Origin of the sequence: Yoonia maritima (assembly GCF_043641945.1) — a bacterium.
GTDB classification, from domain to species: Bacteria; Pseudomonadota; Alphaproteobacteria; order Rhodobacterales; family Rhodobacteraceae; genus Yoonia; species Yoonia maritima_B.
The window spans coordinates 74,736-91,781 of sequence record NZ_JBHZRX010000005.1 but is presented as its reverse complement, the minus strand read 5'-3'; the positions used below and the strand labels follow the sequence as shown (position 1 = coordinate 91,781).

Annotated in this window: 22 protein-coding genes; 10 read left to right on the top strand and 12 right to left on the bottom strand. The window is 54.9% G+C overall.

The window, feature by feature from the left end; genetic code table 11:
- Positions 1-56 precede the first annotated feature (56 nt).
- The 3 genes from ACHUEV_RS12595 to ACHUEV_RS12585 are packed head-to-tail and all read left to right on the top strand — an operon-like array spanning position 57 to position 2,540.
- Positions 57-680, top strand: coding sequence for an HAD family hydrolase (locus ACHUEV_RS12595; protein WP_394180383.1), 624 nt, complete (start codon positions 57-59; stop codon positions 678-680).
- Positions 677-1,597, top strand: coding sequence for an ornithine cyclodeaminase family protein (locus ACHUEV_RS12590; RefSeq protein WP_394180381.1), 921 nt, complete (start codon positions 677-679; stop codon positions 1,595-1,597). The genes ACHUEV_RS12595 and ACHUEV_RS12590 overlap by 4 nt, the downstream gene beginning before the upstream one ends.
- Positions 1,598-1,619: 22 nt before the next feature.
- Positions 1,620-2,540, top strand: coding sequence for an alpha/beta fold hydrolase (locus ACHUEV_RS12585; RefSeq protein ID WP_394180379.1), 921 nt, complete (start codon positions 1,620-1,622; stop codon positions 2,538-2,540).
- A 3-nt stretch (positions 2,541-2,543) separates the two neighbouring features.
- Here ACHUEV_RS12585 and ACHUEV_RS12580 read toward each other — a convergent pair whose 3' ends face one another.
- Positions 2,544-3,785, bottom strand: a complete 1,242-nt coding sequence (locus tag ACHUEV_RS12580) for an MFS transporter (protein WP_394180377.1) — start codon at positions 3,783-3,785, stop codon at positions 2,544-2,546.
- A 92-nt stretch (positions 3,786-3,877) separates the two neighbouring features.
- Between ACHUEV_RS12580 and zapE the strand changes: the two genes are divergently transcribed.
- Positions 3,878-4,930: a cell division protein ZapE gene (gene zapE, locus ACHUEV_RS12575; protein ID WP_394180375.1), complete on the top strand. Its 1,053-nt coding sequence runs from the start codon at positions 3,878-3,880 to the stop codon at positions 4,928-4,930.
- On the opposite strand, the gene ACHUEV_RS12570 is transcribed toward zapE, so the two are convergent.
- A complete protein-coding gene (locus ACHUEV_RS12570; RefSeq protein ID WP_394180373.1) occupies positions 4,927-5,574 on the bottom strand; it encodes a carbonic anhydrase in 648 nt (215 codons plus the stop codon). The genes zapE and ACHUEV_RS12570 overlap by 4 nt on opposite strands.
- Positions 5,575-5,687: 113 nt before the next feature.
- On the opposite strand from ACHUEV_RS12570, the gene ACHUEV_RS12565 reads away from it, so the two are divergent.
- The 3 genes from ACHUEV_RS12565 (at position 5,688) to ACHUEV_RS12555 (ending at position 8,365) form a co-directional block, all read left to right on the top strand.
- Positions 5,688-6,104 (top strand): hypothetical protein, encoded by a 417-nt coding sequence (locus tag ACHUEV_RS12565; RefSeq protein ID WP_394180371.1) that lies wholly within the window; start codon positions 5,688-5,690, stop codon positions 6,102-6,104.
- Positions 6,105-6,173: 69 nt separating this feature from the next.
- Positions 6,174-7,553, top strand: coding sequence for a leucyl aminopeptidase family protein (locus ACHUEV_RS12560; protein WP_394180369.1), 1,380 nt, complete (start codon positions 6,174-6,176; stop codon positions 7,551-7,553).
- Positions 7,550-8,365 carry a C40 family peptidase gene (locus ACHUEV_RS12555; protein ID WP_394180367.1) on the top strand — a complete coding sequence of 272 codons (816 nt, stop codon included), beginning with the start codon at positions 7,550-7,552 and terminating at the stop codon, positions 8,363-8,365. Before ACHUEV_RS12560 ends, ACHUEV_RS12555 begins: the two co-directional genes overlap by 4 nt.
- On the opposite strand, the gene ACHUEV_RS12550 is transcribed toward ACHUEV_RS12555, so the two are convergent.
- The 4 genes from ACHUEV_RS12550 to ACHUEV_RS12535 all read right to left on the bottom strand — a co-directional run bounded on the left by ACHUEV_RS12550 (position 8,362) and on the right by ACHUEV_RS12535 (position 10,015).
- A complete protein-coding gene (locus ACHUEV_RS12550; protein WP_394180365.1) occupies positions 8,362-8,835 on the bottom strand; it encodes a hypothetical protein in 474 nt (157 codons plus the stop codon). The genes ACHUEV_RS12555 and ACHUEV_RS12550 overlap by 4 nt on opposite strands.
- 2 nt (positions 8,836-8,837) lie before the next feature.
- Entirely contained in the window at positions 8,838-9,005 is a 168-nt protein-coding gene (hemP, locus tag ACHUEV_RS12545; protein WP_106358886.1) for a hemin uptake protein HemP, read from the bottom strand.
- 199 nt (positions 9,006-9,204) lie between these two features.
- A complete protein-coding gene (locus ACHUEV_RS12540) occupies positions 9,205-9,540 on the bottom strand; it encodes a DUF2794 domain-containing protein (RefSeq protein WP_394180363.1) in 336 nt (111 codons plus the stop codon).
- 211 nt (positions 9,541-9,751) lie between these two features.
- The gene (locus ACHUEV_RS12535; RefSeq protein ID WP_394180361.1) at positions 9,752-10,015 is read right to left on the bottom strand and encodes an I78 family peptidase inhibitor; all 264 of its coding nucleotides are present in this window, start codon (positions 10,013-10,015) and stop codon (positions 9,752-9,754) included.
- Between the two features lie 108 nt (positions 10,016-10,123).
- Here ACHUEV_RS12535 and ACHUEV_RS12530 point away from each other — a divergent pair, with 108 nt between their 5' ends.
- A complete protein-coding gene (locus tag ACHUEV_RS12530) occupies positions 10,124-11,236 on the top strand; it encodes an S-(hydroxymethyl)glutathione dehydrogenase/class III alcohol dehydrogenase (protein WP_394180359.1) in 1,113 nt (370 codons plus the stop codon).
- Between the two features lie 91 nt (positions 11,237-11,327).
- On the top strand, positions 11,328-12,071 hold the full coding sequence (locus ACHUEV_RS12525; protein ID WP_394180357.1) for an NYN domain-containing protein: 744 nt from the start codon (positions 11,328-11,330) through the stop codon (positions 12,069-12,071).
- Here the strand turns inward: ACHUEV_RS12525 and ACHUEV_RS12520 are convergent.
- Both ACHUEV_RS12520 and ACHUEV_RS12515 read right to left on the bottom strand, forming a co-directional pair.
- Complete coding sequence (locus ACHUEV_RS12520) at positions 12,068-12,691, bottom strand: TetR/AcrR family transcriptional regulator (protein ID WP_394180355.1); 624 nt, start codon at positions 12,689-12,691, stop codon at positions 12,068-12,070. The two genes, ACHUEV_RS12525 and ACHUEV_RS12520, sit on opposite strands and share 4 nt — an antisense overlap.
- Positions 12,692-12,796: 105 nt before the next feature.
- Entirely contained in the window at positions 12,797-12,988 is a 192-nt protein-coding gene (locus ACHUEV_RS12515; RefSeq protein ID WP_394180353.1) for a hypothetical protein, read from the bottom strand.
- 152 nt (positions 12,989-13,140) lie between these two features.
- On the opposite strand from ACHUEV_RS12515, the gene mbfA reads away from it, so the two are divergent.
- Entirely contained in the window at positions 13,141-14,118 is a 978-nt protein-coding gene (mbfA, locus tag ACHUEV_RS12510; RefSeq protein ID WP_394180351.1) for an iron exporter MbfA, read from the top strand.
- Here the strand turns inward: mbfA and ACHUEV_RS12505 are convergent.
- From ACHUEV_RS12505 to mobA, 4 genes are read right to left on the bottom strand one after another with little or no spacing between them, the layout of a single operon-like run.
- Positions 14,115-14,693, bottom strand: a complete 579-nt coding sequence (locus tag ACHUEV_RS12505; RefSeq protein ID WP_394180349.1) for a GNAT family N-acetyltransferase — start codon at positions 14,691-14,693, stop codon at positions 14,115-14,117. The genes mbfA and ACHUEV_RS12505 overlap by 4 nt on opposite strands.
- Entirely contained in the window at positions 14,690-15,967 is a 1,278-nt protein-coding gene (locus ACHUEV_RS12500) for a molybdopterin-binding protein (protein ID WP_394180347.1), read from the bottom strand. The genes ACHUEV_RS12505 and ACHUEV_RS12500 overlap by 4 nt, the downstream gene beginning before the upstream one ends.
- A complete protein-coding gene (gene mobB / locus ACHUEV_RS12495; protein ID WP_394180345.1) occupies positions 15,964-16,455 on the bottom strand; it encodes a molybdopterin-guanine dinucleotide biosynthesis protein B in 492 nt (163 codons plus the stop codon). The genes ACHUEV_RS12500 and mobB overlap by 4 nt, the downstream gene beginning before the upstream one ends.
- Entirely contained in the window at positions 16,452-17,039 is a 588-nt protein-coding gene (mobA, locus tag ACHUEV_RS12490; protein ID WP_394180343.1) for a molybdenum cofactor guanylyltransferase MobA, read from the bottom strand. The genes mobB and mobA overlap by 4 nt, the downstream gene beginning before the upstream one ends.
- Positions 17,040-17,046 lie beyond the last annotated feature (7 nt).

Sequence of the window (17,046 nt, the reverse complement as noted above, 5' to 3'; positions counted from 1 at the left end):
TTTACACCCTGTAAGCGACTGCTAAGGTGGCCCTAATTGGAAAATGAGGGGCCAACATGGCAGATATTCAGGCTGTTATTTTTGACATTGGAAACGTGCTAATCGAATGGCAGCCAGAGCGGTTTTACGACCGTGTTATTGGCGCTGATCGTCGCAAGGCTATGTTTGCCGATATTGATCTGCACGGGATCAATGATCTGGTCGATCGTGGCCATCATTTCCGCGACACGATTTATGCCGCTGCCGAAGAAAACCCCGAATGGCGTGACGAAGTCCGCATGTGGCATGATAATTGGTCCGACATGGCGACCCCGACCATTGAGCATTCTGTACGTTTGTTGCGTGCATTACGCGTGGCCGGCGTGCCAGTATTTGCGCTTTCTAACTTTGGTATTCAGACGTTTGAAATCGCAGAGCCTGTCTATCCATTCCTAAAAGAGTTCGACCGGCGTTATATTTCGGGGCACATGAAAGAAGTGAAGCCGGGGCAACGTATTTACGAAATGGTCGAGGAGGACTGCGGCATAGCGCCTGCCGGGTTGCTGTTTGCCGATGATCGGGCGGATAACATCGCGACTGCTGCGGAACGAGGTTGGCAAACCCATTTGTTCACCCACCCACAAGGCTGGGCTGATCGGCTGGTGGCTGAAGGGTTGCTAACACCAGAAGCCGCACAATGACTGTGATGATCCCTTTTGCTGAGGGGGAGGCTCAGCTTGATTGGCTCGCATTGACGGATGCCTTGGCCGATGGCCACAAACTGAAAAAGGCTGATCTCGCGGATGTGTTTTTGTACGAGGGCGACAACACGCTTTTGAATCGATCCGCGTGGATTCCGGGGATGGGCCTCGCCGTGAAATGCGCGACAGTGTTTCCAGGGAACCGTTCTGTCGGCAAGCCGATGGTCGGCGGTGCCGTGAACTTGTTTTCTGACGAGGATGGATCGCTTGAAGCAATTGTCGATTTCCATCTTGTCACCAAATGGAAAACGGCGGGCGATAGCCTGCTTGCCGCGCGTCGGTTGGCGCGACCTGACAGTAAAAATATTCTGATCGTTGGTGCCGGGACAGTCGGGCATGGGCTGCGCGAAGCCTATGCTGCGGCTTTTCCTGATGCGCAGTTTACCGTGTGGAATAGATCGCCTGAAGGCGCTGATCGCTTCAAAGAAGCATTTCCCGATGTCTATATCGCAGAAGACCTTGCCGAGGCCGTAAACCGCGCAGATATTGTGACCTCGGCTACGATGTCGACCGAGCCGTTGATCAAAGGTGAATGGCTACGACCCGGTCAGCACATTGACCTTATCGGTGCGTATCGTCCCGATATGCGCGAAGTTGATGACGCCGCGTTGCAGCGGTCGCGCATATTTGTCGATAGCTTTGACACTACGGTCGATCACATCGGAGAGATCAAAATTCCGCTCAAAACGGGGGCAATTACCCAAGACCGTATCGTGGCGGATTATTATGGGCTAGACCAATTTGTACGCACCGATGATGCCGAAATTACACTCTTTAAAAACGGCGGTGGTGCGCACCTTGATTTGATGACGAGCCGCTACATACTGGCGGCATGGCTAGCGCGGGGCGCGACCTAGCCAAAGAACGGGACGGAAAGTAATGTCGTATCTAGTTTACTTGGGGCTGTTTGTTTTTGTGGCGGCTCTGCCCATCATTCTGGAATTGCGACGCAAGCCAGTCAGTGAAAAAGAACGCGGCGAAACGACGGGTGATTTGGCCCAGTTGAGCCAAGGCATCACGCACTACCGCTGGGTTGGGCCCGTGCGTGGGCCGGTTGCTGTTGTGGTTCATGGGATATCAACGTCGTCGGTCGCTGTCGAAGGTCTGGCACGAGGGCTGGGCGAGATGGGCTATCGGGTTTTGGTCTATGATCTTTATGGGCGTGGATTGTCGGATGCCGTATCCGGCCGGCAGAACCGCGCATTTTTCTTGCAACAGCTGACCGATATGCTCGAGCATCAAGGGCTGACTGAGGATATTACCCTTGTTGGCTATTCGATGGGTGGGTCAATTGCGACGGCGTTCGCGTCAGAGAACCCGCACTATATTAAACGTGTTATCCTTGTCGCTACCGCAGGCGTGATGACCGAAGAAAGCAAGTTTTCACGGTTTTGCCGTCGGTTCCCGCTCATTGGCGATTGGGCGCATGGGATGTTCGCGCGACGTCGTGCGCGCAAGGCGATCCCACGTTCGGGTAACAGCCAAATGGCAAGCACGGTTTATGCCGCGCAGCGCCAAGAACTAAAGCGCCGTGGCTATTTGCCCGCGGTCTTGTCCAGCCGTCGTGGTATCTTGTCAGAAGTTCAAGAAGCCGATCATCGTCGCCTTGCTCGGTTGGATGTACCGACAATCGCAATCTGGGCCGAGAAAGACCACGTCATTCCTATCCGTGCGCTGGGCGTTATGGCGCAATGGCACCGTGATGTCCTGCAAGAGGTTGTACCAGATGCTGGCCACGCGATGCCCTATACCCATTGTTCACAATTAATGCAGGCCATCGGCAAAGCGTTACGTTCCTAAAGATCAGGCTGGCATCGCAGCGGCTGGCCTGTTTTCTTTGATCGGCAGATGAACGATTGCGCTGAACGCCCCGATGCCGACGCCGACCCACCAAACATGGGAATAGGTACCGTAGATGTCGTACAGCTTGCCACCCAGCCAAACGCCCATGAATGACCCAAGCTGGTGCGAAAAGAAGACAATTCCATAAAGCGTGCCCATGTAGCGCAACCCATATAGATGCGCGACCAGGCCTGACGTGAGCGGTACAGTGGCGAGCCAGAGGCTCCCCATACCGACTGAGAACAGGATTACGCTAAGCGGGGTAATTGGGAAGATGATGAACGCGGCCGCAATGATGGTCCGGCCAGCATAAATTCCGGCGAGCAGGTATTTCTTTGAATAATGATTGCCTGCCCAGCCAGCCAGTAGTGTCCCGCCAATGTTTGCAAGCCCGATAAGCGAAATCGCAACAGCGCCAAGCCTGCTGGTCGTTGTGATGCCCATACTGGCAAGAAGCCCGCCCTGATCCAACGGCCCGCACATTTCGGTGACAAGCGCAGGGAAGTGGGCGGTCACAAACGCAAGCTGATACCCGCAGGAAAAGAACCCAAGGAAGATGAGCGTGTAAGACGGATCTTTGAAAGCGCGGATCAGGATGGTGCCCATGCTTTCTTCGAGCTCGGCCTTGGTCGCTTGGGCCGGGCTGCGCATCATTGGCAGAACCAACAGCGTTGCCATGATCATGCCTGCGAATGCCACGAAGGTAGATTGCCACGTCATGAAACCCAGCAGGTATTCCGCTAATGGCGCACCGATGACCTGTCCAGCTGATCCTGCCGCAGTCGCAATGGCCAGCGCCATTGATCGGTTCTCGGCCGATGCTGCCCGGCCCACAACGGCAAGGATCACACCAAAGCCGGTACCCGCGATCCCAAATCCGACAAGAATTTCATAGAATTGATGTGCCTCGGGCGTTGTGGCACCCGCAGACAAAAGTAGCCCAGCGGCATAGAACAGCGCACCCATGATGATCGCTTTACGGTCGCCAATTTTCTCTGCGATAGCGCCAAAGATCGGTTGCCCAATGCCCCAAGCCAAATTCTGAATCGCAATGGCAAGACTGAAATCCGAACGAAGCCATCCGAATTCCGAAGCAATCGGGATTTGGAATACCCCAAATGACGCGCGGATCGCGAAACCGGTCATGATGATCAGACATCCCGCGACTAGAACGGGGGTTATAAGGGGGGCTTTGTGTTCCATATGCCCAGTTCGCGCGGTCACCGGATCATTGTCAATTATTCAATTGTATCGACACGCTTTTCATCATCGCGGTGCCGGGGTATCTCACGGCTATGACAGTTCAAAATGCATATCAGTCCGCCGTTGACGCGGGTACGCTTACACCTGACGACGCCCAGATCGCGGTCCTGCCCGAGCTTGAACGCGTGCGCGTCGCACTTGCTACCCCGGTTAAGCGTGGGTTGTTTCGCAAAGCGCCTCCAGCGGCGCCCGGGCTATATATGTGGGGTGGCGTGGGGCGCGGTAAATCCATGTTGATGGACCTGCTTTATGATCAAGTCGAAGTCCCCAAACGCCGCCGTCATTTCCATGCGTTCATGCAGTGGGTGCATTCTGAAATGACAGAGGCGCGCAAAAAGGGTGTCGATGACGCGATTGCACCTGTTGCCGCCAAACTAGCAGATGAGGTGCGGTTCCTTGCGTTCGACGAAATGCAGATCACCGACATCACAGATGCAATGATTGTTGGGCGCTTGTTCGAGGCGCTATTTGCTGCAGGCGTAATCGTGGTGACAACATCAAACCGCCCACCAGACGATCTGTATAAAAACGGGTTGAACCGCCAGTTGTTCACGCCTTTCATCGCGCTCATCAAAGAGCAGATGGTTGTGCATGAGTTGATCAGCGATACGGATTATCGTCAGGATCGACTAGCCGGGAAACAAAGCTATTTCACACCCAACGATGATGCCGCACGCAGCGCAATAAATGAGATTTGGGATCACCTAAGCAACGGTAAGTCAGAGCCATTGGTGCTGCACGTCAAAGGCCGCGAAGTCGAATTGCCGGGTTATCACAATGGCACGGCGCGGGCGAAATTCTACGATCTATGTGGTCGGTTCCTTGGCGCTGCGGATTATCTGGCGCTGGCCGATGCGGTGCGTGTACTGATCTTGGAAGATATTCCCGCCCTGTCACGTAGTAACTTTAACGAGGCAAAGCGTTTTGTCACACTGATCGACGCGCTTTATGAAGGCAAAGTGCAGCTAATTTGTTCCGCCGCCGCCGAGCCTGAGATGCTATACCTTGAAGGCGAAGGAACCTTTGAATTTGAGCGAACCGCCAGCCGTTTGCGTGAAATGCAATCGGCTGACTGGGGGAATTAGATTCCGACGAATTCGCCGACGTCGGGATCGTAGGCTTCTAACGTGCCTTCGCCGATGTCGTTCCATAGGCCGTGCAGCGACAGCGTGCCTTCTTTGACGGCTTTTTCCACAAACGGGAATGTCATCAGGTTTTCTAGGGACACGAGTACCGCGCCTTTTTCCAACGCGCGCAAGCGGGATTCTTCGTCGCCTTCGGGCAACGCATCGAAGCCAGGGCGCAAGATATCCATCCAGCGGCCAACAAAACTGCCTTTTTCTTCAAGTTCGGGCGCGTTGCCGGAACACATGTGATAGCAGCCTGCGACGCCGCCACAGCTTGAGTGTCCGAGGATCACAAGATGCGATACCTTCAACGCGGTCACTGCATATTCGACTGCTGCCGACGTACCGTGTTGGTTACCATCAGGTTGGAATGGCGGAACCAAGTTTGCGATGTTGCGGTGGATAAAAAATTCACCCTGATCCGCACCAAAGATCGACGTGACATGTACGCGGCTATCACAGCATGAAATGATCATGGCGCGAGGGCGCTGGCCTTCGTCAGCAAGGCGACGATACCAACCTTTATTGTCCGCATAGGTTGTTGCTTTCCAGCCGTGGTAACGTGTGACCATATATGCTGGCAGTGGGCGGGCGAATTTCATTATAGGCTCCCTAGCGATTTTGATCGAAACTATGTCGTATTTTCAGAAATTTCGAGCGCTTTTTCACATCGTTATCAACCTTCCGAAAACCTTAGTGAACTATTGCTCGTTTTATGGAAAACAATACCTCTCATTTCGCGGTCCGGCAGGCACCTTACGATGACATCGTGATTTTGTGCTGTGTGGATAAATTGCAGTTTGACCCTGCCCCACTTAATCGCTTGTTCGCGACAAAACCGGTGGCCGAGGCGGAAGACATCGTTAGCCGTGTGCTTGAGGAGCTAGCCGCGCATCTTGAAGTCTTGCAGCAAGGATTAGCCAGCCAGAATTTTGCGACGATGCTGAAGCCCTGTCGGAAAATTCGGTTGATTGCTGATCAGATTGGTCTGACAGAAATGGCCGTTACTGCCGGCCACATTCAAACTTGCCTTAAGCAGGCTGATGGTATCGCGCTAGAAGCGACGATGGCGCGGCTTGAACGCGCCTTTGACTTTGCGGTGAGCGAGGTGTGGAATTTCCGCCAAAGGTGACAGCCCTACTTGCGGCCCCAGGGTGGCAGGGTAGTCTGGCGGCAAATCAGATGTGATAGGACGCGCCTCATGCTACTTAACTTTGCCACCGAAACAGACAATGTGATCCCGCTACATGTGGTGGAAACAGATGGTCTAGATGCCGCACTGAAAGGATTGTCAGACGCAGGGCGTGGATGGGCAACTGCGCAGGGCTTTAAGGCTGCTCTGGGGCAGGTGTTGACGGTCCCCGGTGACGACGGCGCGATTACGCAAGTGTTGGCAGGCTATGGGACAGCGGGGAACAGGGCGCGTGGTCGTTTTCACATGGGAACGATTGCAGCAAAGTTACCTGACGGTGTCTACCAGATCGCGAGCGGCCTGTCGGGCGCTGATCTGGAAGAGGCCGCATTGGCGTGGTTGCTCGCCCAATACAAGTTCGACCGCTATGCCGTTTCCACCTCGACAGGGGCGCAACTGGCCGCGACCGAAGGTATCGATGCAGATCGCATTGCCACCATTGCAACAGGAGAGGCGCTGACGCGCGATTTGATCAATACGCCTGCATCCGACATGGGACCGCAGGAACTTGAAGATGCTGCGCGTGCGCTGGCGACCAAACACGGCGCAAAGATCGAGGTCACCACTGGCGACGACCTGCTTAGCGCGGGTTTCCCGATGATCCATACGGTGGGGCGTGCGTCTTCGCGGGCGCCCCGTTTGTTGGATATGCGCTGGGGGGAAACTGGCCCGCAGCTAACGCTTGTGGGCAAAGGTGTGTGTTTTGATACCGGCGGCCTGAATATTAAGCCGGGTTCGTCAATGGGGCTGATGAAAAAGGATATGGGCGGTTCTGCCACAGTGCTGGGCCTTGCGCATATGATCATGGGGCTTGGGTTGCCTATCCGGCTTCGGGTTTTGATCCCGGCAGTCGAGAACAGCATTGATGGCGATGCATTCCGTCCGCAAGACATCCTGACGTCGCGCAAGGGTCTAACGGTCGAGATTAACAATACTGACGCCGAAGGGCGGTTGGTATTGGCGGACGCGCTGACGTTATCAGATGAGGATAAGCCAGATCTGGTAATTTCAATGGCAACGCTGACAGGTGCGGCGCGTGTAGCTGTGGGGCCGGACCTGTCGCCTTTCTATACCGACAGGGATGACCATGCGGCAGCGATTAGCGATGCGGCCCGCGCCGTCGCTGATCCGGTTTGGCGGATGCCGTTTTATGAACCCTATGAAACGATGATCGAACCCGGAATTGCGGATCTCGATAACGCGCCCAAAGGTGGGATGGCTGGCAGCATCACGGCCGCGTTGTTCCTGCGCCGCTTTATCGAAAGCCCATATATCCACTTTGATATCTATGGTTGGCAGCCAACCGCTGCGCCGTCGCGACCTAAGGGCGGTGTGGGTATGGGTGCCCGCGCCGTGCTTGAGGCCCTGCCAAAGCTGTTGAATCTATGACGGATCGTCGACAAACCCCTGCCAACGGGCGTGTCGCGGCAATGCACCTTGCTGGCAAGGTAAAGGCTGATGCCTATGTGAGCGGTTGGCCCATGATGGTGAACCGGGCCGTTGCTGATTTGCGGCGGTCACCGGATGGTGCGCGGGAACGGCAATTGTTGTTGGGCGCTGAAGTCACGGTTTTCGAGGATTTGAACGGTTGGTCCTTTGTTCAGGCCGCTAACGGCTACGTCGGTTATGTCTTGTCGAAGCACCTGACTGACCCACAGGACATTACCCATTTTGTGGGAACAATGGCGACGCATGCCTACACTGGTGATGATTTTAAGTCTGAACCTGCGATGGGCTTACCATTCGGCGCACGCGTTTCAGTCATTGATGAACGGCGCGATTTTCTGGAAACGAGTGTTGGCTTTGTCTCGAAAAAGCATCTGCGCCCTGTTGATCGGGCGTTCAAGGACCCAATCAATGTAGCCCAGCTTCATTTTGGGGTGCCTTATCTATGGGGTGGGGATTCGACACGGGGTATCGACTGTTCAGGTCTGATTTCAGCAAGTTTGACGGCCTGCGGTATCCCTTGTCCGGGCGATAGCGACCTGCAATGCGATGTGATCGGCACTGATGTGCAGGGTGAATTACAGCGCGGGGATATCGTGTTTTGGCAAGGCCACGTTGGCATGATGGTCGATCCGGAAACGATGCTACACGCCAGCGCAACACCGATGGCTACGGTCTATGAACCGGTCGCCAAAGTCATGGCACGTGTCGAGGCGCAGGGCCACGGCGGGCCGTTGGCGCGCCGTCGCCTTTAGTGAAGTGTTGCGTGCAGAGGTGCTTGGGGCTGCGGCATGGCCCGGCCACGTAGCAACATTGATTTCAGCGCAAGGCCAACGTCAGCGGCAAGCGATGTAATCACTGGTGCAATATCAGCACGCACAAGTAGGGTGGCAATCAGCAACGCATCTTCGCGATCACCCGTTGCCGCAATCGCCACGAAGTTGGCAAAGCACGCTTCGTCCGCACCCAGACAACTGCACCCGATGGCATGACGCATCAGCGGCCGTCGCCGATGTTCGGTGCAAATGGCGAATAGCTGCTCTAGCGTTTTGAGGGTCGCGCGTCCGTGCGCTTGACCTAGCCCCGTTGCTAAGTCATTCCCAATCGCCATTTGCCCGTCGGGGCCGTCACACCACATCCGAAAATACAGGACGATGCAGGCCTCTAGGCGGGGTTGGTCCGATAGCTGTCCAACGGCCGCGCCACCCTGTTTACGGACGGCCATGTTCATTTAGTCAGGATCAACTTACCTGCACGCGTGATGCGCAATGTATAGACCTGATCGCGCAATACGATGTGCGCTTGGTCGCCATCTTGGGTCAGAATATCTGCGTTATAAGTTGGTAGGTTTTGGGTCGCTGCCGGCTGTGGGCGTGGGACACTGTGGAATGACATTTTTGCGCTCCTTGCGGTGACTATTTTTGTCGAAGAGCTGCTACCACCCGGTTGGGAGACTGGAAGATGCATCGCCTTCGTCCTTTCATTTTCATGATCGGGCTAGCTGTCGTGTGAACAGGTGGCTGGATACAGGGCCTACATTCGTAGAAAGCGCCCAAAAAGTCAATCCGACTTTTTTAGTCAGGTATATTATTTTCTATTCGACCGACCTGATCAGCTTGCGTTCGAGCACGCGCAAAACCTGTTTCAAATCGTTTCCGCGCTTTAAAATACGCCCATCCATACCGATGACAGCGTATTGCCCTTGCCGTGATCGGAGCTTGGGCCGTTTCTCAATCCGGTAGATTGGATGTTCAGCAGCTCGACGAAATATGGAAAATACCGCGACCTCGCGTAGGCATGAAATCCCATAGTCGCGCCATTCGCCCGCTGCGACCATCCGCCCATAGAGCCCAAGAATCACCCCTAGCTCCGTGCGGTGGAATGCGATTTGGGGGTTTTGCGAAAAGGGTTCTGGCGAATGAATAGTCATGGGGTAGCGTTGCGCCAAACGGCACTAAAATCAAGCATTGAAGCGAAATGCCATTGTTATGCCGCAAAATGACCACCCGGCAGACGCAGCAGTTACCAACTGGGGACACAAGTCATTGCAAGGCTAGGGCATAGCAAAATGCTACCCCGGTGTTGCGGCTCATAGCCCCCACCTTGTTCGTGACGCCGGGGAATACTGCTTTCCTGAAAATCTAGCCGCAGTCGATTGCCGCAATCGTTTCGTTTGCGTCGATGCGGAAGTTTATGCGCTCGGCGCGGTAATCCATTGTGACCATATCGTCGGGCCGAATGACCCGGACCATTCCCAGAATCAACACGCGTTCAAGCGCAGTAACATCCTGACCGACTAAATCGGCATGGCTGTTTGCGTTGCAGGTATCTTCTTGCACCGTGGGTAGACTGGGCGCAGTGGCGGCACATGCGCTGAGCGCGAGAATGGGGATGATATATTTCATGATTTGATAATGCCGGGCAACGCGGATAACGCGCAAGTCGAAACAAAGTCCCGGTTGAAGTTTTGTGCCAATTCGCAGATCGTCCGGCCAAGCAAATGGAGAATTAGAATGCGTACACGTGCCGCGGTCGCTGTTGCAGCTGGCAAGCCACTTGAAGTGATGGAAGTGAACCTCGAAGGGCCACGTGCCGGTGAGGTTTTGATCGAGGTGAAGGCGACTGGCCTGTGTCACACCGACGAATTTACCCGCTCTGGCGACGATCCCGAAGGTATCTTTCCAGCGATCCTAGGCCACGAAGGTGCTGGCGTTGTGATCGAGGTCGGCGAAGGCGTCACGACGCTTGAGGTCGGCGATCACGTGATCCCGCTTTACACGCCGGAATGTCGCGAATGCGAATATTGTCTGAACCCCAAAACCAACCTCTGCCAAAAGATCCGCAGCACCCAAGGTGCGGGTCTGTTGCCCGATGGCTCGACCCGGTTTTCGATGCTCGATGGCACGCCGATCCACCATTACATGGGCTGTTCGACCTTCGCGAACCACACGGTTGTGCCGGAAATCGCGCTGGCGAAGGTCCGCAAAGACGCCCCGTTTGATAAGATTTGCTACATTGGTTGTGGCGTCACCACCGGCATCGGCGCAGTGATCAATACGGCGAAAGTCGAGATCGGCAGCCGCGCGATTGTGTTCGGTCTGGGCGGCATTGGCTTGAACGTGCTGCAAGGCCTGCGCCTTGCTGGGGCGGATCAGATTGTTGGCGTCGACATGAACGACGGCAAAGAAGAAATGGGTCGCCACTTTGGCATGACCGATTTCGTGAACCCATCCAAAGTTGACGGCGATCTGGTCGCGCATCTGGTCGAACTGACTGGTGGCGGCGCGGATTACACGTTCGACGCAACGGGCAACGTGGGCGTGATGCGCACAGCGCTTGAGGCTACGCATAAAGGTTGGGGCGAAAGCATCATCATCGGTGTGGCACCTGCCGGGGCCGAGATTTCAACCCGCCCATTCCAACTGGTCACAGGCCGCAGCTGGCGCGGCACCGCGTTCGGCGGCGCACGCGGCCGGACCGACGTGCCCAAGATCGTCGACTGGTACATGAACGGCAAAATCGAAATCGACCCAATGATCACCCATAAGCTCAAGCTCGAAGATATCAACAAAGGCTTCGACCTGATGCACGAAGGAAAATCAATTCGCGCTGTCGTGGAATACTAAACCGCAGTTGGAACTGAAAAGGCCCGGCATTGCCGGGGCCTTTTCGCTGGGGGTTTTTGATGCCCCGTTGTCAGATGGAGGTAGATAGAAAATGTCTAAAGACCGAATGTTACTTGCGGTGCTGATTGATGCTGACAACATTCCTGCGAAGCACGCAAAAGCAATTCTGCGTGAAATCACAACCTATGGTGAGCCCGCACTTCGCCGTGTTTACGGTGATTGGTCCAGCAGTGCGTTGACAAACTGGAAGAAGGAAGTGGTGGAGTTGGGGCTAGTTGCCAATCAAGAAACCGCGAACACCAAGGGTAAAAATGCGAGTGACATAGGACTTGTTATTGATGCCATGGATATTCTGCACACAGGGCGTTTTGATGGCTTTGTACTCGTCAGTTCTGATAGTGACTTTACTGCGTTGGCGAACCGGTTGCGCGAAGATGGTGTCGAGGTGATCGGTATCGGGGAAAGTAAAGCCCCTGTCAGTCTGCGCAATGTTTGTAACCGTTTTATTCTAATAGAAAACTTGTCCGAAATGGATAAAGAAAGCGAGCTTTCTTCAAAGGCGGGTAAAGACACGGCGACAATCACAGGATCCCGACAGCCGCCATCAAAGGTGGTACCATTGGTAATTAAGGCTATGAATAGCATCGACCGAGAGGCTGAGTGGTTTCATTTAGGTCAGCTTGGCCAATATATCACGCGAGCAAATCCAGATTTTGACTCGCGAACGTATGGTAGCTCTAAGTTAAGTGAATTATTGGCGAAGACGGGTCAGTTTGAGGTCCGTAAAAGGCAAGGTCAGGGCAAACATCATGAGGTGCGCAGGTTATTAGGTTAGCTGCCTGTGCCATAACGAGCCATGAAAACATCGACTGCGCCTTTGGCGATACGTTCTTTTTCTTCGCGGCTAAAGCTGTCAGCGATGTTAAAGATCATACGCGGGAACAGGTCAGCGCGGCAAAGTTCGTTGAACTGGTCGGCGGCCAATTCACGGTCTTCGATGGCGAGGTCGCCTTTGGCGATGGCTTTATCAAAGTAGGCAACTAGTCGGTCGCGCACCAGTAACGGTCCGCTTTCATAAAACTGACGTCCAAGTTCTGGGAAGCGGCCACCTTCGCCGACGCAAACCCGAAAAATCCGCATGCCAAAGTCCGAGGTGATAAAATCCCCGATTTCGCGGGCCGCTTGATAAAGCACGTCTTGGACAGGCGCATCCATGTCGATCGTTTCGATCGCACGTTCGGCCTGCTTGCAGCATTCGGCCTTGGCCACCTGCATAAACAGGAACCGTTTGTCAGGGAAATAGCTGTAAAGCGTGGCTTTGGAAACGCCGGCGGCCTTGGCGATATCGTCTACTGACGCACCTTCAAACCCGTCGCACAGGAACACTTGTCTGGCACCATCAAGGACCTGATCAAACTTCCGACCTTTTTTGGGTTCTGCGGCGCCGTCTGGCATTTTTTGGACCTCCCGAGTGAACCGTATCATAAACTGACCGGTTCAGTTCAGGCAAGTATGACGTCGCGATGCGGCGGGTTTAGAATGGCGCTGCTGCGTAGAACATTACTTGGCAACAGGTGCGCAAGTTACGTCGTTCAAGGTTGTCAGGTTAACGCAAGACTGGTCCGAAACTGGTTCTGTCGGTTGCGGTGGGAAAGTCAGCGTTGGAAAGAAGACGCCAAACGATTGGGCGCTGGCTGGGGCAGCGAGGGCGATTGTTGCGGCGGTCATTAGACCAAAAGCGATGCGGTTCATGATGTTCTCCGTTCATGTGTTAATCAGTAATGAATGAACTAAACGGTTTAGTTTTAAATTCAAGTAAAAACTAAACTGATCGGTTCACTATTTGTATTTGTGAAATCCCGTGCTAGCATTACATTAGAATTATTCTAAAAAGGATTTTGCCTATGATCCCAGGATTTGCGAACCGCAGGCGATTTAAAGACTTGTCAGAGCAAGAAATTTTAGCACTTGCGATTTCATCTGAAGAAGATGACGCACGCATCTACAGAAGCTACGCCGAACGATTACGTGCGGATTATCCTGCCTCTGCTGCAGTCTTTGATGGCATGGCATCGGAAGAAGACGAACACCGTCGTCGCCTCATTGACCTGCACAGTGCCCGATTTGGCAAAGTGATTCCCTTAATCCGTCGTGAACATGTGTCCGGGTATTATGGTCGCCGCCCAGTGTGGTTGATCGAAAACCTCGGGCTTGAGCGCATCCGCGAAGAAGCGGCGCAGATGGAACATGATGCCGAACGGTTTTACACAATGGCCGCCGCACAAAGTACCGATGCTGCCACACGAAAGCTGTTAGGCGATCTTGCGGCAGCAGAGGCCAGCCATTCAGAAACTGCCGACGCATTGGCCGAAGAACATCTAGGCAGTGACGAGAAAACCGCGGAAGAGAACGCAGCGCATCGCCAGTTTGTCCTGACATGGGTGCAGCCGGGGCTTGCTGGTCTCATGGATGGGTCGGTATCGACGCTTGCCCCGATCTTTGCCGTTGCGTTTGCGACGCAAGACACTTGGACAACATTTCTAGTTGGTTTGGCAGCGTCGGTCGGGGCAGGGATATCAATGGGCTTTACAGAGGCCGCATCGGATGATGGGCAACTGTCTGGTCGTGGTTCGCCCATTAAACGCGGTATCGCCGCGGGTGTGATGACCACCATTGGTGGGTTGGGCCATGCACTGCCCTATTTGATCCCGGAATTTTGGACAGCGACGATTACGGCCTTTTTTGTAGTGTTCGTTGAGCTTTGGGCAATTGCGTGGATACAAAACCGCTATATGCAGACGCCATTCTTGCGGGCTGCGTTTCAGGTGGTTTTAGGGGGCGCGTTGGTGTTCGCTGCGGGGGCGTTAATTGGGTCTGGTTAGACGTCGCGGACCATCACTGTCGCGGCCTTGAACCCAAAGATATAGCGGAGTAGGCCCAGTTTATGGGTTTCCATTTCGCGGAACCCTTCATGCAAATAAAGCGCACGTGCACGTGGGTTGGTATCAACGACATCAAGGCGGACTTGGCGATAGCCGCGCCGCTTTGCTTCGGCGGCGATCTCATCGAGCAGCGCGGTCCCGACACCTTGTCCGCGTGCCTCTGGTGCGACGAATAGACCATCCATAAGAAAACGTTCGTTCTCGGTATCTGTCTCAAGCGCACCCATCAGCCGCACACGGATCAACGCACCAACCCAGCCGTAAACCTTGCGAATGTCAGTAAAGCTTCCACCAACGAGGGCACCGTTCATTGTCTTGAACCCCGCAACGCCAACAAGGCGTCCGTGATCGTCATGGGCGCAAATCCCATGGTCGGATCGCATCACACGGTTGATGTAGATAAGAGCCCGATATTTCGGCCCCATCGTAAAGCCCAGCTTATTGCCAAAGGCCTCCCAATACAGGGCTGCTGCTTCGCCACGACTGGCGTCAGGAATGCCGACGGTAATTTTCATAGCGCGAAGTTTCCAAAGGGTATGAAACGAACAAGGTCGCCCGGGACAACCTTTTGCGCAGGATCGCCCAATTCGACAAGCCCTGTTGCCCAACTAAGTCCCGAAACGCGGCCAGATCCCTCTGATGCAAAGACCTGAACGTGGCCGTTTTCGATACGTGCTCGCAGATATTCGCGGCGTCCGTCTTTCTTTGACTTGGTGAATGCGGCTGGCACCAAATATCCTTCGGGTTCCTGCCAATCGCCGCCTGCCATTATGCGCAGCGCCGGGCGGGCAAAGATTAAGGCGCAGACCATCGCGGCCACAGGGTTACCGGGCAGTCCGAACACGGGTGTGTCATTCCACAGCCCCATGGCTAGCGGTCGCCCCGGCTTCATTGCAATCCGCCAGAGCGCAAACGAACCAGTGTCTTGCAATAATGCCGACATATGGTCTTCGTCACCGGCAGAGGCACCGCCGGAACTGATAATCACATCGCATTGCTTGGCGGCTTCATCCAGCATCGCGCGCAGCTTAGGTCGATCATCGGGTGCACGCCCTAGATCGATAACATCATAGCCCCAGCCATCCGCCACCGCACAAAGCATAGGGCGGTTGGCATCAAATATATGTCCAACATCTGCATTCGTTCCCGGATCACGCAGTTCGTCGCCCGTGGATAGAATGCCCACGCGCAGGCGTTTGCGTACGGCGACTTCACTAATACCCGCAGCAGCCATGGTGCCCAGATCCGCCGAGGTGAGTTGGTGATTGGCAGGTAATATCACATCGCCTTGCTTCATATCCTCGCCCGCGTTTCTTGCATTGGCACCGCGCTTAAGCGGACCATGAAACGCGATCTGGGTTTCCGAGGCATTGACGTCTTCTTGCAGGACAACCGTATCGACGCCTTCTGGCAGGTTGGCGCCTGTTAGAATACGGATCGCCTGCCCCTTCGGAACAGCGCCTATATAAGGTTGCCCCGCCGCAGCACGTCCCGCGACCAAGGGTATTTGCTGCGGTCCGTCTGGCGCTGGACCTGCAAATCCGTAACCATCGACTGCCGCATTTGGGGCGGGCGGATGAGATCGGAGTGCAATAACATCCTGTGCAAGAAACCGTTTTGCAGCGCTCGCGATAGGGATCGTTTCAACACCAGATATCGCGGACAGTTGATCGCGGAGATGGTTTGAAGCCGTCTCAACAGGTGTCCAATGCGCGCCCTGCGGCATCGTAAAGCAATCATTGCGCAGGGGGGGCGGGTTTAATGGATGCGGGTTGGACTGTGCTTTCATAGCCCGACCTCTGCCAAGATGAAGTCGGCGATAGATTTAGTGTCGTTCAGATCAAAGACGGGGCGGTCGATATCAATCTTGCTGTCTGTGGCGATTGCCCGGATCGTTGGATCATTTGGCGCGATCAACGGGTTTTCGGGCTCGGCGCGGAAGGCCTCGATCTTTGGGTGATTGTCGCGTTTGTAGCCTTCGATCAGGACCAGATCGACGGGGGCAAGTTGCGCCAATAAATCCGACAGCGGTGGTTCAGGCTGATCGCGTAGTTCGGTCATCAATGCCCATCGGGATTTGGAGGCAAGCAGCACCTGATGCGCGCCCGCGTCGCGATGGCGATAGCTGTCTTTGCCGGGCTGATCGACATCGAAACTGTGATGCGCGTGTTTGATGGTTGAAACAGAAACGCCGCGCGACGCGATCTCGGTCACTAGCCGTTCCATCAAACCGGTTTTGCCCGCGTTTTTATATCCAACGACACCATAGATTTTCATAGCATCGCCTGTGCTAGGGCCAGATCGTCTGGCGTATTAACGTTGAAGAAGGCCGCATCGTCGGGGAACGTTGCAGTGCCTGCACCGTGTTTGTCTGTCCATAGAACGACCTTTCGTAGCCCATCGTTTAGCGCTGTGCGCAGGTCATCGCGCAATGCAACGGGCCATAGGCCGAACGTAGGATGACGCCCACCGGGGCTGGAGGCTAACGCGATTTCGGCCCCTGCGATTTCGGCGGCCATCATGAGGTGCGGTACCAGATCGCAGGGAAAAAACGGGGTGTCCGCCGCTGCTGTTACGATATGCGTCGCGCCCTTGCTTGCAGCCCAATCAAGCCCGGCAAGCACACCTGATAAAGGCCCTGCATAGCCTGAAATAGTGTCTGAAATGACCGGTAAGCCAAGGTTGGAAAACCGAGAGGCATCGCCATTCGCGTTCAACGCCAGACCGGCGACCTGCGGTTCTAATCGGTCGATGACGTGGGACAGGATTGTTCCGTTTCCAAGCGGCAGCTGCCCCTTGTCACCACCGCCCATTCGCGTGGCTTGTCCGCCTGCCAGTATGACGCCAAGAGGTTGGATCATGATTTCA